The sequence below is a fragment of the Streptomyces sp. Ag82_O1-12 genome (assembly GCF_900182715.1).
GTDB classification, from domain to species: domain Bacteria; phylum Actinomycetota; class Actinomycetes; order Streptomycetales; family Streptomycetaceae; genus Streptomyces; species Streptomyces massasporeus.
Genome location: NZ_FXUW01000001.1, coordinates 4271247 through 4286142, shown reverse-complemented (window position 1 = coordinate 4286142; position 14896 = coordinate 4271247). Strand labels below are relative to the sequence as shown.

The following is a 14896-nucleotide window of genomic DNA, read 5'->3' as shown; positions in this document are numbered from 1 at the left end:
CTACAGTCACGAGGTGGGGCAGGCCGGGACGGCGCTCGGGCGACCGGTTCACACAGGTCCAGCACGAGCCGCTTCCCGCGGCAGCGGGACACACAGGATGACCTCACCCCCCGAGAAATCGCCGCCAACGGAGCCAAATTTCATCAGATGCATGCACGCTCTGGCCTCCTCGGTCGGCCTCGTACAGTCCCACTTCCGCGACCACGCCCGGCTGTCCTTCGCCCGCGTCGCCGAGTACCAGAAGCGAGCGGTTGTCCACGTGCATGCAGTCGTCCGCCTCGACGGCCCGAACGGACCGGCGGACGCACCTCCGCCCTGGGCCGCGGACCGACTCATCAAGGCCGTACGCGCCTCCGCTCGCCGTGTCCTGGTCTGTACGCCGTACAGCCCCGCCGTGGGTGAGCTGGTTCTGCGCTGGGGGGTCCAAGTCGATGTGCGCCCACTACATGCTGACGGCGACGGGCCTGACGATGATGCCGTAGCCGCCTACGTGGCCAAGTACGTCACCAAGGGAGCGAGCGAGACAGGCGCCGGCATCGACTACAGGGTCACTACCTGGGATGACATCGAGGCTGCGTCCGTGAACGCACACGTCCGTACTCTCAAGCGGACCTGTTGGCGCCTGGGCGGCCTGCCCGAGTTCGAACCCCTGAACCTGCGCACGTGGGCTCACACACTGGGCTACCGGGGCCACATCCTCACCAAGTCCCGCGCCTACTCCACCACTTTCGCGGCACTGCGGGCCGAACGCGCCCAGCGCGTAGGCGGTGTCGAGGTCCCCGGGACGGTCACGGACAGGCATTGGCGGTACGTCGGCTCCGGTCATACCCCGGGCGCTGCGCTCATCGCCGCCGGAATCGCCGATGACATCGCTCAGAATCGCGCTGTCGCGCGGGAGGCTCTCCGAGCTGGCGGTGGTGCCAACTGAGCACGTCTTCTGCAAAGCCCAGCGTTGAGCGCGAGGAAGCCGCAGTACGAGCGTGGATCGAGCGACAGCTACGCGACTCTCCCCCACTCTCCGATGATCAGCTGCGGAGCGTGGGGGAGATCCTCGGACTTCAGCTCATTCGGAAGTCCGCCACACATGCTTGAGTAGATCAGGGTCGAATGTCTTGTTGCCCTTGCCACCCGGTACTGCGATCACTGCGCTCAAGACCTTCTTGATCGCCTCGCGCTTCTGCGTGAGCGTCTTCGACCCCCACGAGTTCCTGACGTCTTCCTTGGCCTCCTCGGCCTCCGCCTTCAGTGCTTCGTGCGCCCGCTGGTCCGCACGAAGCTCCTTGATCCGCCGTTCGAGGACCGGGAGATTGCGGAAGAACGTCTCATCGTCGATGTCCCTGTCCTCGTCGTCGTGCCAACGCCGCTCCAGCTCGTTGCGGCTCCTGACGGCTCGCTCCAGGGCATCGGCCTTGTCCCAGTCCGGTACATCCTGGGCCTTGCTCGCCGCGTCGCGTTCCAACTTGGCGATGACCAGTTCCTCGATGACCTTGTCCGTCTTGTCGCCACGCTTGTAGGTCTTGTTGCAGCCGCCGTCCACGGTCTTCTTGCACATGTAGGCGTGCCGGTACTTGAGCCAGTCGTTCGCCTTGATCCCGATCATCTTGTTGTTGCAGACCGTGCCGTCCTCCAGCACGTGGCCGCACCGCAGGATGCCGGTCAGCAGGTACTTGTGGACCAGGCCGCCGCGCGGCATCCCGGTTCCGCGGCCACGTTCCCTGATCTTGGCCGTGACCGCGAACCACTCCTTCGGAGTGATGATCGGCTCCCACTCGCCCACGATGGGCTGATCATCGCCGTCACGGACAAGTTCGCCCTTGATCTCGCGATATCCACACAGCCGCGCGTTCACCAGGACCTGCTTGACGGTCTGGTACTGGAAGGGGTTCCCGCGACTCGTGATGAACCCGGCCTCCTTCCACCGGCGCGTGATCTCGGAGACGGAGGCACCCGCGATCAGGTCCTTCACTGCCTGACGGATGGCTTCTGCCTCGTCCGGGCGCAAGGAGACCTTGTCGTCCTCCCATCCGAAGGGGCGCCATGCAGCTACCGACTGCCCACGGATCGCCCGGCTGCGGTGGCTGTTCCTGCTCCTGCGCTCCTTCTTCCTCGTCTCGCTGAGAGACATGGCGACCCCCAGAAGCCCCTTGATCTCGAAGCCTTCGGCGTAGAGGTCCTGGATGCCGTTCGAGTCGTGGTAGACGCGGCCTTCCTGCGTGGTGAACGCCTTCAGGTACCGCTCCCAGTCACTCGGGCGCCGGTACAGCCGGTCGTCGTTGACCGCCATGACGCCGTGGATCGGGTACCCGTCCGGCGTCGTCCCGGCAGCAAGATCGGCGAGCAGCTGCTCGAAGTCATCGCGAACGATGTTCTCCTTGCTCGCGCTCTTGTCGTTGTCCGTGTAGCGGTAGACGACGATCCATCCGAACCTGCGGGCGGTCTCGGTCATGTCCCGGTGCTGGTCCTCGACGCCGTGGGCGTCCTTCACTCGGCCGTCGAACGAGATCCGTGCGTAGCAGACGACGCACTTCAGCTCCGGGTCGGCAGCCAGCATGGCGCGCACTTCCTCGACGGACGGCAGCCCCTCGGGCGTACCTCGCAGCTTGCTGACCAACTCCTCGCGCTTGCCCACGTGTTCCCCCTCGGTCCATGGCTGGGCTGCTGGAACGACCGTAGCGCATGTGGGGGTTCTAGTAATGCTCTACGGTATGAAGATCTCGCAGGACATCCGCCGTGAACACGGCGGCACCCGGAACGAGATCGAGGAGGGCATGGCCCTGAAGTCGCAGGAGTTCGCGGCGAGCGGGAACCGCGTGTACCTGCCCATCGCGGACTGACCCGGCCGCGCACAGGCCCGGGGGCCGTTGGTCCCCCGGCCTGTGGGTCCGCCCACTCGGGTCGGCCCGCGCTCGGGTCGGCCCACTCGGATGCGCCCCCTCGGACGGGCTCGATAGGTGCTACTCCGGCTGGTGCTCCGGACCTCCGAAGTCCGGGCTGCTGTAGTCCGGACTGCTGAAGCTGGGGCGCGAGCCGCGGTCGCCGTCGTCCGGGCTGGTGAATCCCGGGCGGTCGTAGCCGAGGTGGGGCATGCGGCTGACCGGCGTCGACGACGGCGTGTGGTGCAGCGCGGCGGCCGCGCCGGGGTCGACGAGTGCCTCCCGCAGGAAGGGCAGGATGCCGCGTTCCAGCAGGGCCTCGTGCCAGGCCTCCTTGGCCTGGGCCACCTCGCCCCGCAGTTCGCCGTACGATCCGCTTTCGGCCGTGGGCTTGTTGCGCAGGGCGGTGAGCAGCAGCCCCACGGCGGCGACGAGGATCGCGACCGCGGTCACCGCGCCGAACACCCAGCCCGTGGTGAGCATGGTCCGGGCGAACCCATGCTCGGGGTCGAGCATCCGCAGGATGTAGCCGACGAGCAGGAAGATCGCCGCGGCGGTTCCGGCCAGGACGGGTGCGAGCACGGCGACGACGGCGACGGCGCCCGCGCCGACGGTCTCGGCGACCCCTCCCATGGTCGCGGCGAGCCCCGACGCGCCCGTACCCGGCTCGGAGGAACCGGATTCACGCAGGGCCGGTGAGCCGGCCGACGCCGGTTGACGCAGTTCGTCGCGGACCTTGACGTAGTGCTGGTACTCGGTCGACGCGGCCGCCGTGATGAGTGCGGTGGCGTTCAGCGCCATGGTGCGCAGCTGTTCGGGGTTGAGGCGCTGTCCTACAGCGGCCAGTTCCGGACGGTGTGGTGCGGAGCGCAGCGCCTCATCGAGGATCCGCTCGTATTCCTGGCGGTCCTCGCTCAGCAGGTGCTGCGGAACGCTGTTCATGTGCATCCCCCGATGCTCCGTAGGGCTTGGGGCTCGGCATGCTGACGAGCCGTCGGGCAGAAACGGAGGGGAGCCTGCTACGGATAAGCCGATGGTAGAGCGGCGACGGTATGGGGTGACAGGGGGTTTACCGAAATTGGCCCCTCACCGGCCCGGTCCTCCGACCGGGAGCGCCTGCCCGGTGAACGTTCACGTATCCAGCGGCAGTTGCTGGACCAGCAGCTTTCCGGCCATGGTCACGCCGCCGTCCATGGCGATGGCGAGGCCGTCGGCGTAGACGTGCGGTCCCTCGATCACGGGGTCGCGGTTGTCCTCGTCGTCCTCGGAGCCGACTTCGCCCAGCAGATACGGAATCGGGCTGTGCCCGTGAACGATGCGGGCGCCGCCGTACGTATCGAGCAGGGAGCGCACGGCGTCGGCGCCACCCTCGTCGCGGAAGGAGAACCGCTTGGTGAACTTGCGGAACAGGTCCCAGACCTCGTCCGCGTCGTTGCGGGTGATCGTCTCGCGGACGGTGTCGTTGACCTCTTCGATGGAGCGGCCGTAGTCGAGGTAGGCGGTGGTGTCGGAGTGGACGAGCAGGTGGCCGTCGACCTCCTCGATGGCGTCCAGGCGGGACATCCACTGCAGGTGGTGGTCCTGGAGGCGGTCCATGTCGGTCTTCTGGCCGCCGTTGAGCAGCCAGGCCGCCTGGAAGGTGGCGGTGCCCGCGCCGGAGTTGACGGGGGTGTCGCCGAACCGCTTCGCGCCCAGCAGCAGCAGCTCGTGGTTGCCCATGAGCGCCTTGCAGTAGCCGCCGGCCGCGGCGGCCTCGGCGGACAGCCGCATCACCAGGTCGATGACGCCGATGCCGTCGGGGCCGCGGTCGGTGAAGTCGCCGAGGAACCACAGCCGGGCGGTGCCTGCGCACCAGTTGCCGGCGGCGTCGAGCAGGCCCTTCTCCTGGAGGGCCGACATCAGCTGGTCGAGGTAGCCGTGCACGTCACCCACGACGTACAGCGGGCCCTGCCCGGTGGAGGCCTGCGGGGCGGCGGCGGTCTCGGGGTCCACGGTCACCTGGACAGTGTCACCCCGGTTGACGACGGGAAGGTCGCGCTGGGTCGGCGTGTACCCCTCGGGGTAGGTCTCCTCGGGCGTCGGGGCGACCTCGCCGGGGTGGGCGCTGTGCATGTGCGGACCGGCCTCGTGGACGTACGCGGGCACCCGGAAGTCGCGCAACGTCGCCGTCCGCTCCACCTCGGGTCCCTGACCGGCCCCCTGAGTCATCGACCCCTCCACCATCGCGCCGCATTGCACCGCATCGGACTGCCTGGTCGTAGCGGCCCGCGGGTGTCGTGGGCCCATCATAGGAATGCGGATCGCGCCATGTGATGACCCAGGGGTGGTGAATCAGAGCAAGAGTCCAGTTCACCGCGGCTTTCGCCCCGATTGAGCCGGGCTTTGACCACCGTGTGACCGTCCTCGCACTTCTTCTCTTCGCGAGAACGATCCCTTCTCTCCGGGGGACCGGCCCTGTTTCTCCCCAGGAGTGAGACCTTCCACTTACCCGGGTGCGGGCCTGAAGGACCGCACCCCGGGGCCTACGCCCCCTCGGGTGAACGCGGCGGGCTGACCGTCGTGCGCGGCGGGCGTCGCTGGGACGAGGTGCGCACGATCAGCTCCGTCGGTATCACCTGCTCCACCGGGTGGTGGTCGCAGTCCACTCCCTCGATGGCGTCGATGAGGAGCTGGACCACCGCCGTGCCGATGCGGCGCGGCTTCAGGGAGAGGGTGGTGATGGGCGGCTCTGTGTTGGCGTACACCGTGGACTCGCTGCAGCAGACCAGCAGCAGGTCCTCGGGGACGCGCAGGCCGTAGCGGCGGGCGGCGGCGAGCAGGTCGGTGCCGTTCGGGTCGAACAGTCCGTAGACCGCGTCGGGCCGGTCGGGCCGGGCGAGGAGTCGGTCGGCGGCGACGGCGCCCGCGCACGGATCGTGCGCCGGGTAGGCCTCGTACACCGGATCCTGGCCGACCCGCTCGCACCAGCGCAGGTACGCGGTGGTCGACAGGTGGGTGTACGTGTCCGTGGTGGTGCCGGTCAGCAGGCCGATGCGGCGGGCGCCGGCGTCGGCCAGGTGGTCGAGGATGCCGAGGACGGCGGCCTCGTGGTCGTTGTCGACCCAGGCCGTGACCGGCAGCGCACCGGCCGGGCGGCCGTCGGAGACGACCGGCAGCCCCTGCCGGACGAGTTCGCTGACGACCGGGTCCTGGTCGGAGGGGTCGATGACGACCGTGCCGTCCAGGGCGACGTTCGACCACACGTCGTGGCGGGACGTCGCGGGCAGGATGACGAGGGCGTAGCCGCGGGCGAGCGCGGCGGAGGTGGCGGCCCGCGCCATCTCGGCGAAGTACGCGAACTCCGTGAAGGTGAAAGGTTCATCCCCGTACGTGGTCACGGTCAGGCCGATGAGTCCCGACTTGCCGGTACGAAGGGTCCGGGCCGCGGCCGAGGGCCGGTAGCCCAGCCGGTCGGCGACTTCCCGGACATGGCGCCGGGTGGCGTCCGGGAGCCGGCCCTTGCCGTTGAGGGCGTCGGAGACGGTCGTGATGGAGACTCCGGCGGCGGCGGCCACGTCTCTGATGCCGGCCCGGCCCGGCCGACTGCCTCGCCGTGAGGTTTCCGCGCGGCTCACCTGGTGCTTCCCTGCTGCTGTCATGGCGAGCCGATAGTAGGGCTCATGCGGTGGGGTAGTGCGGACGCATATGCGCGCGTTGACAGGCACGTTTCTGCATGATCATTTAACCTCAATTGCTTGGGAAACCAAGGGTGTTGAGCGCTCTCAAGCCAGTACGTGTCTTGTCGGCACGCACAGGCCTGTCGAGGGGGCGATGTTGCGAAGAGGTCTCAACTCACCTGCACGGGGGATGCGCGCCACGGCGTGCACCACCGGCGCATAGATATATGTGCAGCGCGCCCCCGGATTCGTACGCCTTGGTGTGGTGATGCCCCTGATGCCGGTGGGACGGACGAGGCCGGAGCCGGCCGCTCGGTCGTGGCTATACGCAGCAGCGCTGAATCCTCATAAGGTGAGCAGTATTGGATGTCGGCGGCGGTCATGGGCCGCCGGTCTTCACGAGGAGGACTGCGGTGAGCGAGACGAGCCCCAAGCTGCGCGCCGAGCTGGAGGGGATCCCCACCTACAAGCCGGGCAAGCCCGCCGCGGCAGGTGGTCCGGTGGCCTACAAGCTGTCCTCCAACGAGAACCCGTATCCGCCGCTGCCGGGCGTGATGGAGAGCGTGACGGCGGCGGCCGGCAACTTCAACCGTTACCCGGACATGGCCTGCACGGGGCTGATGAACGAGCTGTCCGAGCGGTTCGGAGTGCCCCTCTCCCACCTGGCCACCGGCACCGGTTCGGTCGGCGTCGCCCAGCAGCTGATCCAGGCCACCTCAGGCCCCGGCGACGAGGTCATGTACGCCTGGCGGTCCTTCGAGGCGTACCCGATCATCACGCAGATCAGCGGCGCGACGTCGGTTCAGGTGCCGCTGACACCCGGGGATGTGCACGACCTCGACGCGATGGCCGACGCGATCACCGACCGCACGCGCCTGATCTTCGTCTGCAACCCCAACAACCCGACCGGCACGGTGGTACGGCGGGCGGAGCTGGAGCGCTTCCTCGACCGGGTCCCGAGCGATGTGCTGGTGGTCCTCGACGAGGCCTACCGCGAGTTCATCCGCGACCCCGAGGTGCCGGACGGCTGTGAGATCTACCGCGACCGGCCCAACGTCTGTGTCCTGCGGACCTTCTCCAAGGCGTACGGCCTCGCCGGCCTGCGCGTCGGTTTCGCCATCGCCCACGAACCGGTGGCCGCGGCGCTGCGCAAGACGGCGGTGCCGTTCGGTGTGAGTCAGCTCGCGCAGGAGGCGGCGATCGCCTCACTGCGGGCCGAGGACGAACTGTTCGGCCGGGTCGGCTCGCTGGTGTGCGAGCGCACGCGCGTGGTCGACGGGCTGCGCTCGCAGGGCTGGACGGTGCCCGAGACCCAGGCCAACTTCGTGTGGTTGCGGCTGGGGGAGCGCACGGTCGCGTTCGCGCAGGCGTGCGAGCAGGCGGGTGTGGTGATCCGGCCGTTCCCGGGCGAGGGTGTGCGGGTGACGGTCGGAGAGGCCGAGGCGAACGACATCTTCCTGAAGGTGTCGGAAGGGTTCCGCAAGGAGCTGTAGGGCTCGGCGTGGAGCGGTGGGGGCCCGCGAGAGGCCGGGCGGGGGCCCGCAAGGAGCGTGAGGCTCCACAGGGAGCAGCAGAGTCCGCGAGCCAGGTCAGGCGTCCAGGAGTTCCACGCGTACAGAGTCGCCGTCCCGCACGGTCGCGAGCAGGCCGGGGTCGCCGTCGAGGCGGCCCAGGACATTGCACGGGCCGGCGAGGCGGCACTCGTCGCCTCGCGAGATCGGCGTGGGCCCGTAGGGGAGGGCGAGGGCGTCGCCGTCGGTCCAGAAGGCGACGGTGCCCGGGTCGACGACCTCCCGGGCGCCTGTTTCACGTGAAACCGACACGCCCGTGTCGAAGTACACCTCCTGGCCCCAGGTGCGGGCGGTGGAGACGAGAGGCAGCGCCTTGACCAGGGCCTGGCTGGTTGGAGTGTCGTCGAGCGACGCGTCGAGATGGCCCGCGGGCCAGGAGATCCGTATCTGTACCGATGTCGGTGTCTGCATGCCGCTGATTCAACAATATGTTGAAGTTCGGGCCAAGGGGTCGACTGTGACGGGGGAGACAGGGGACCCCCTCCAGGGCTCGAAAGTCCGTGCTGCATAATGGCTTGTGAATGTGAACGCTTTCACAAGCGCAGGTAAGGAGCGGCGACGTGGACCTGGCTTTGGCGCCGGAGACCCTGGCGCGATGGCAGTTCGGCATCACCACCGTCTACCACTTTCTGTTCGTCCCCCTGACGATCTCGCTGGCCGCGCTCACGGCCGGTCTGCAGACGGCTTGGGTGCGGACGGAGAAGGAGAAGTACCTCCAGGCGACGAAGTTCTGGGGCAAGCTCTTCCTGATCAACATCGCGATGGGCGTGGTCACCGGCATCGTGCAGGAGTTCCAGTTCGGCATGAACTGGTCCGACTACTCACGCTTCGTCGGTGACGTCTTCGGTGCGCCGCTGGCCTTCGAGGCCCTGATCGCCTTCTTCTTCGAGTCGACCTTCATCGGCCTGTGGATCTTCGGCTGGGACAAGCTGCCGAAGAAGATCCATCTGGCCTGTATATGGATGGTCTCGATCGGCACGATCCTGTCGGCCTACTTCATCCTCGCGGCCAACTCCTGGATGCAGCACCCGGTCGGCTACCGGATCAACGGCGCGAAGGGCCGGGCCGAGCTCACCGACTTCTGGCTGGTGCTCACCCAGAACACCGCGCTCGCCCAGGTCTTCCACACACTCACCGCGGCCTTCCTGACCGGCGGCGCCTTCATGGTCGGCATCGCCGCCTTCCACCTGGCCCGCAAGAAGCACGTCCCGGTGATGAAGACCTCGCTGCGGCTGGGCCTCGTGACCGTGGTCATCGGCGGTCTCCTCACCGCGATCAGCGGCGACGTGCTGGGCAAGATCATGTACCAGCAGCAGCCGATGAAGATGGCCGCCGCCGAGGCGCTGTGGGACGGCGAGAAGCCGGCCCCCTTCTCGGTCTTCGCCGTCGGCGACGTCGACAAGGGCCACAACAAGGTCGCCATCGAGATCCCCGGCCTGCTGTCCTTCCTCGCGAAGGACGACTTCACCTCGTACGTGCCCGGCATCAACGACATCAACAAGGCCGAGCAGGAGAAGTACGGGCCCGGCGACTACCGGCCCAACATCCCGGTGGCCTACTGGGGCTTCCGGTGGATGATCGGCTTCGGCATGACGTCGTTCGCCATCGGCCTGGCCGGGCTGTGGCTGACCCGCAAGAAGTTCATGCTGCCGCAGCACCTGAGGACGGGCGACGACGAAGTGCCGCATCTCGTGCTGCTGCCGAAGAAGGCGCTCGGCCCGACCCTCACCAAGTGGTACTGGCGCATCGCGATCCTCACCCTGGGCTTCCCGCTGATCGCCAGCTCCTGGGGCTGGATCTTCACCGAGATGGGCCGCCAGCCGTGGGTCGTCTACGGCCTGTTCCAGACGCGTGACGCGGTCTCCCCCGGTGTCTCCCAGGCCGAGGTCATCACCTCGATGATCGTCTTCACCACGCTCTACGCGATCCTCGCCGTCATCGAGGTCAAGCTGCTGGTCAAGTACGTCAAGGCGGGCCCGCCGGAGCTCACCGAGGCCGACCTCAACCCGCCCACGAAGATCGGCGGCGACTCCCGTGACGCCGACAAGCCGATGGCCTTCTCGTACTAGGCCGAGGGAGCTGCACAGTCATGGAACTGCACGACGTCTGGTTCGTCCTGATCGCCGTCCTGTGGACCGGCTACTTCTTCCTGGAGGGCTTCGACTTCGGGGTCGGGGTGCTCACCAAGCTGCTCGCCCGCAACCGGCCCGAGAAGCGGGTGCTGATCAACACCATCGGGCCCGTCTGGGACGGCAACGAGGTGTGGCTGCTCTCGGCGGGCGGCGCGACCTTCGCCGCCTTCCCCGAGTGGTACGCGACGCTCTTCTCCGGCTTCTACCTGCCCCTGCTGCTCATCCTGGTCTGCCTGATCGTCCGGGGTGTGGCCTTCGAGTACCGGGTGAAGCGGCCGGAGGAGAACTGGCAGCGCAACTGGGAGACCGCGATCTTCTGGGCCTCGCTGCTGCCCGCGTTCCTGTGGGGCGTGGCCTTCGCCAACATCGTGCGGGGCGTGAAGATCGACCAGGACTTCAACTACGCCGGCGGCGTCCTGGATCTGCTCAACCCGTACGCGCTGCTGGGCGGTCTGGTCACGCTGTCGCTGTTCACCTTCCACGGGACGGTGTTCGTCGGGCTCAAGACCGTCGGGGAGATCCGGGAGCGGGCGAGGAAGCTGGCGCTGCGCGTCGGGCTGGTGACCGCCCTGCTGGCGCTCGCCTTCCTGCTGTGGACGCAGTCCGACCGGGGCGACGGTGCGTCGCTCGTGGCGATGGTCGTGGCCGTGGCATCGCTCCTCGTGGCCCTGGTCGCGGCCCGGGCCGGGCGTGAGGGCTGGGCGTTCGCCCTGTCGGGACTCACCATCGTGGCCGCGGTGGCGATGCTCTTCCTGACGCTGTTCCCGAACGTCATGCCGTCGACACTGAACCCGGACTGGAGCCTGACGGTCACCAATGCCTCGTCCAGCCCGTACACGCTGAAGATCATGACCTGGTGTGCCGGGATCGCCACCCCGGTCGTCCTGCTCTACCAGGGCTGGACGTACTGGGTCTTCCGCAAGCGGATCGGTACGCAGCACATTGCCGAGACCGCGCACTGAGGTGTGTTTCACGTGAAACCAATCGATCCGCGTCTGCTCCGGTACGCCCGTGCCACCCGGGTCTTTCTGGTGGCGGTCGTGGCCTTGGGGGCCGTAGGGGCGGGGCTGGTCATCGCGCAGGCGATGCTCATCGCCGAGGTGGTGGTCGGAGCGTTCCAGCACCGCATGGCGGTGTCCGACCTCGGCACTCCCCTGCTGCTGTTGGCCGCCGTCGCGGTCGGACGGGCGCTGGTCGGCTGGCTCACGGAGCTCGCCGCGCACCGGGCCAGCGCGGCTGTGAAGTCCGAGCTGCGAGGGCGGCTGCTGGAGCGTTCCGCCGAGCTGGGGCCGGGCTGGCTGAGCGGGCAGCGGACCGGTTCGCTGGTCGCCCTGGCCACCCGGGGCGTCGATGCCCTCGACGACTACTTCTCGCGGTATCTGCCGCAGTTGGGTCTCGCGGTGGTCGTGCCGGTGGCGGTACTGGCGCGGATCGTCACCGAGGACTGGGTGTCGGCGGCCATCATCGTCGGCACCCTGCCGCTCATTCCGGTCTTCATGGTGCTGATCGGCTGGGCGACCCAGTCCCGGATGGACCGTCAGTGGCGGCTGCTGTCGCGGCTGTCCGGGCACTTCCTGGACGTCGTCGCCGGGCTGCCGACGCTGAAGGTCTTCGGGCGGGCCAAGGCGCAGGCCGAGTCCATCCGACGCATCACCGGCGAGTACCGGCAGGCGACCATGCGGACCCTGCGGATCGCCTTCATCTCCTCCTTCGCCCTGGAACTGCTCGCGACGATCTCGGTGGCGCTGGTCGCCGTGACGATCGGCATGCGGCTGGTGCACGGCGAGATGGACCTGTACATCGGCCTCGTCATCCTGGTCCTCGCGCCCGAGGCGTATCTGCCGTTGCGGCAGGTCGGGGCGCAGTACCACGCGGCGGCGGAGGGGCTCGCCGCCGCCGAGGAGATCTTCGAGGTCCTGGAGACGCCCGTCCCGGCGTCCGGCTCCGCGGCCGTACCGGAGGGTGCGCTGTCGTTCGAGGGCGTGACCGTCCGGTATCCGGGGCGGTCGACGGACGCCGTATCGAACGTGTCCTTCGGCATCGAGCCCGGGGAGACCGTCGCGCTGGTGGGGCCGAGCGGTGCGGGCAAGTCGACACTGTTGAGTGTCCTGCTGGGGTTCGTGCGCCCGGCCGAGGGTCGGGTGCGGATCGGTGAGGTCGACCTCGCCGATGCCGACCTTCAACCGTGGCGCTCCCGGATCGCGTGGGTGCCGCAGCGCCCGCATCTGTACGCCGGGACGATCGCCGAGAACGTACGGCTGGCGCGGCCCGACGCCGACGACGACTCCGTACGGCGGGCTCTGCGGGACGCCGGGGCACTGGACTTCGTCGACGCGCTGCCCGAGGGCGTCGACACCGCGCTCGGCGAGGACGGAGCAGGCCTGTCCGCCGGGCAGCGGCAGCGGCTCGCGCTGGCCAGGGCGTTCCTCGCGGACCGGCCCGTGCTGCTGCTCGACGAGCCGACGGCGGCGCTGGACGGGGGCACCGAGGCCGAGGTCGTGGCCGCGGTGCGGCGCCTCGCGGCCGGCCGGACGGTCCTGCTGGTGGTGCACCGGCCGGCGCTGCTGGACGTCGCGGACCGGGTGGTGCGGCTCGAGGAGCCCGAGACCACCGCTGCCCTGCCCGCGGCGCCCGCCGTGGGCAGGGCAGCCGGGACGCGATCCGACGAGATCGAGCTGCGCGCTCCCGTGGAGCCCGTCGAAGAGCCGGCCTCAGGCGATGTCCTCGCACGCGTCCGGGCCATGTCCGGCGCCCGGCGCGGACGCCTGGGACTCGCGCTGCTGCTCGGGAGCCTCGCGCTGGGGAGTGCCGTGGGACTCATGGCCACCTCCGGGTGGCTGATCTCGCGGGCCTCGCAGCACCCGCCCGTGCTGTATCTGATGATGGCCGTCACCGCGACGCGGGCGTTCGGGATCGGGCGCGCCGTCTTCCGGTACGCCGAGCGGCTGGTGTCGCACGACGCCGTGCTGCGGATGCTGGCGGACACCCGGGTCGCGGTGTTCCGCAGGCTTGAGCGGCTGGCGCCGGCCGGGCTGCGCCGGGTCCGCCGGGGTGATCTGCTCTCCCGGCTGGTCGCGGACGTGGACGCGCTGCAGGACTACTGGCTGCGGTGGCTGCTGCCGGCCGGGGCGGCCGTCGTCGTGTCGGCCGCGTCGGTCGGCTTCGCGGCGTGGCTGCTGCCCGAGGCCGGGGCGGTGCTCACGGCCGGGCTTCTGGCGGCGGGGGTCGGCGTGCCGTTGATCACCGGCGCGGTGGCCCGGCGGGCCGAGCACAGGCTGGCGCCCGCCCGCGGCGTGCTCGCGACGCGGGTGACCGACCTGCTCACCGGCACCGCGGAACTGACCGTTGCCGGTGCGCTGCCCGCGCGGACCGCCCGGACGCGCGAGGCCGACGGGGTACTCACCCGGGTCGCCTCGCGCGCCGCCACCGCCACGGCCCTGGGCGACGGCCTCACCGCGCTGATCTCCGGACTGACCGTCACGGCCGCCGCCCTGGTCGGCGCGCAGGCGGTCGCCGCCGGGCGGCTCGACGGCGTGACCATGGCCGTCGTTGTCCTCACCCCGCTCGCCGCCTTCGAAGCCGTGCTCGGGCTGCCGCTCGCCGCGCAGTACCGGCAGCGCGTGCGCCGGAGCGCGGAGCGGGTGTACGAAGTGCTGGATGCCACGGAGCCCGTGCGGGAGCCGGAGCGGCCCCGGCAGGCGCCCACGTCGCCGTTCCCGCTCGTCGTCGCGGGGCTGACCGCCCGGCACGCCGGGCAGGACCGGGACGCGCTCGCCGGGCTCGACCTGACCCTCGAGGAGGGCCGCCGGATCGCCGTGGTCGGCCCCTCCGGCTCCGGCAAGACCACGCTCGCGCAGGTGCTGCTGCGGTTCCTGGACACCCAGGGGGGCTCGTACACGCTGGCGGGTGTGGATGCGTACGGGCTGCGCAGTGACGACGTCCGGGGCCTTGTCGGGCTGTGTGCGCAGGACGCACACCTCTTCGACAGCTCGCTGCGCGAGAACCTGCTGCTCGCCCGGAAGGACGCCGGCGAGGAGCACCTGCGTGCCGCGCTCGGCCGCGCCCGGCTGCTGGACTGGGCCGACAGCCTGCCCGACGGACTCGACACGCTCGTCGGCGAGCACGGGGCGCGGCTGTCGGGAGGGCAGCGGCAGAGGCTGGCGCTGGCCCGGGCACTCCTCGCCGACTTCCCCGTCCTGGTGCTGGACGAGCCCGCCGAGCACCTCGACCTGCCGACCGCCGACGCGCTCACCGCCGATCTGCTGGCCGCCACCACGGGCCGGACGACGCTGCTCATCACGCACCGGCTGGCGGGCCTCGAAGCGGTCGACGAGGTGATCGTGCTGGACGAGGGGCGGGTGGTGCAGCGCGGGCCGTACGCCGAGCTACTGGCGGCGGACGGCCCGCTGCGGGGGATGGCGGAGCGGGAGGCGGCGGCGGAGTCGCTGGTGGGGGCGCGGTAGCCCCTCGACCCCGGCGTCTTGACCTCCGCGCCTCGACCTCGGCGCCTTGACCTCCGCGCCTCGACCTCGGCGCCTTGACCTCCGCGCCTCGACCCCGGCGCCCTGACGTCGGCGCCCTCGACCCCGGCGCCTCCTCAGCGCCCTCGGCAGGCGGCCGGCAAACGGCGTGCGCTGGGCCGTTCGGCGCAGCCGTTCCCCCGG

General features: G+C 69.8%; 10 protein-coding genes and 1 pseudogene. 6 read left to right on the top strand and 5 right to left on the bottom strand.

Annotation, left to right across the window (positions count from 1 at the left end; all coding sequences use genetic code 11):
• Positions 1–151 precede the first annotated feature (151 nt).
• Positions 152–928: a replication initiator gene (locus QOL88_RS19680; RefSeq protein WP_257027830.1), complete on the top strand. Its 777-nt coding sequence runs from the start codon at positions 152–154 to the stop codon at positions 926–928.
• A 135-nt stretch (positions 929–1063) separates the two neighbouring features.
• Here the strand turns inward: QOL88_RS19680 and QOL88_RS19675 are convergent, their stop codons facing one another.
• Positions 1064–2629, bottom strand: a complete 1566-nt coding sequence (locus QOL88_RS19675) for a recombinase family protein (RefSeq protein WP_257027829.1) — start codon at positions 2627–2629, stop codon at positions 1064–1066.
• A gap of 76 nt (positions 2630–2705) precedes the next feature.
• Here QOL88_RS19675 and QOL88_RS19670 point away from each other — a divergent pair.
• Positions 2706–2834: pseudogene (locus tag QOL88_RS19670) on the top strand (thiamine biosynthesis protein ThiC); the annotation flags it as partial.
• Positions 2835–2954: 120 nt separating this feature from the next.
• Here the strand turns inward: QOL88_RS19670 and QOL88_RS19665 are convergent.
• The 3 genes from QOL88_RS19665 to QOL88_RS19655 all read right to left on the bottom strand — a co-directional run bounded on the left by QOL88_RS19665 (position 2955) and on the right by QOL88_RS19655 (position 6511).
• On the bottom strand, positions 2955–3821 hold the full coding sequence (locus QOL88_RS19665; protein WP_097217839.1) for a hypothetical protein: 867 nt from the start codon (positions 3819–3821) through the stop codon (positions 2955–2957).
• Positions 3822–4004: 183 nt separating this feature from the next.
• Positions 4005–5096 carry a metallophosphoesterase gene (locus tag QOL88_RS19660; protein ID WP_097217837.1) on the bottom strand — a complete coding sequence of 364 codons (1092 nt, stop codon included), beginning with the start codon at positions 5094–5096 and terminating at the stop codon, positions 4005–4007.
• A 299-nt stretch (positions 5097–5395) separates the two neighbouring features.
• Positions 5396–6511: a LacI family DNA-binding transcriptional regulator gene (locus QOL88_RS19655; protein WP_097217835.1), complete on the bottom strand. Its 1116-nt coding sequence runs from the start codon at positions 6509–6511 to the stop codon at positions 5396–5398.
• A 431-nt stretch (positions 6512–6942) separates the two neighbouring features.
• Here QOL88_RS19655 and hisC point away from each other — a divergent pair, with 431 nt between their 5' ends.
• Entirely contained in the window at positions 6943–8022 is a 1080-nt protein-coding gene (gene hisC / locus QOL88_RS19650) for a histidinol-phosphate transaminase (protein WP_097217833.1), read from the top strand.
• A gap of 96 nt (positions 8023–8118) precedes the next feature.
• Here the strand turns inward: hisC and QOL88_RS19645 are convergent, their stop codons facing one another.
• Positions 8119–8511, bottom strand: a complete 393-nt coding sequence (locus tag QOL88_RS19645; protein WP_097217831.1) for a cyclophilin-like fold protein — start codon at positions 8509–8511, stop codon at positions 8119–8121.
• A gap of 149 nt (positions 8512–8660) precedes the next feature.
• Between QOL88_RS19645 and QOL88_RS19640 the strand changes: the two genes are divergently transcribed.
• The 3 genes from QOL88_RS19640 to cydD are packed head-to-tail and all read left to right on the top strand — an operon-like array spanning position 8661 to position 14695.
• On the top strand, positions 8661–10169 hold the full coding sequence (locus QOL88_RS19640; RefSeq protein ID WP_097217829.1) for a cytochrome ubiquinol oxidase subunit I: 1509 nt from the start codon (positions 8661–8663) through the stop codon (positions 10167–10169).
• 20 nt (positions 10170–10189) lie between these two features.
• Positions 10190–11194, top strand: a complete 1005-nt coding sequence (cydB, locus tag QOL88_RS19635) for a cytochrome d ubiquinol oxidase subunit II (protein ID WP_097217827.1) — start codon at positions 10190–10192, stop codon at positions 11192–11194.
• A gap of 12 nt (positions 11195–11206) precedes the next feature.
• Positions 11207–14695: a thiol reductant ABC exporter subunit CydD gene (gene cydD / locus QOL88_RS19630; protein WP_097217825.1), complete on the top strand. Its 3489-nt coding sequence runs from the start codon at positions 11207–11209 to the stop codon at positions 14693–14695.
• Positions 14696–14896 lie beyond the last annotated feature (201 nt).

Excerpts from the sequence above, each read along its gene's own strand:
- QOL88_RS19680 (WP_257027830.1), top strand. The coding sequence starts at position 152 with ATGCACGCTCTGGCCTCCTCGGTCGGCCTCGTACAGTCCCACTTCCGC.
- QOL88_RS19665 (WP_097217839.1), bottom strand. The coding sequence starts at position 3,821 with ATGCACATGAACAGCGTTCCGCAGCACCTGCTGAGCGAGGACCGCCAG.
- QOL88_RS19660 (WP_097217837.1), bottom strand. The coding sequence starts at position 5,096 with ATGGTGGAGGGGTCGATGACTCAGGGGGCCGGTCAGGGACCCGAGGTG.
- QOL88_RS19655 (WP_097217835.1), bottom strand. The coding sequence starts at position 6,511 with ATGACAGCAGCAGGGAAGCACCAGGTGAGCCGCGCGGAAACCTCACGG.
- QOL88_RS19645 (WP_097217831.1), bottom strand. The coding sequence starts at position 8,511 with ATGCAGACACCGACATCGGTACAGATACGGATCTCCTGGCCCGCGGGC.
- cydB (WP_097217827.1), top strand. The coding sequence starts at position 10,190 with ATGGAACTGCACGACGTCTGGTTCGTCCTGATCGCCGTCCTGTGGACC.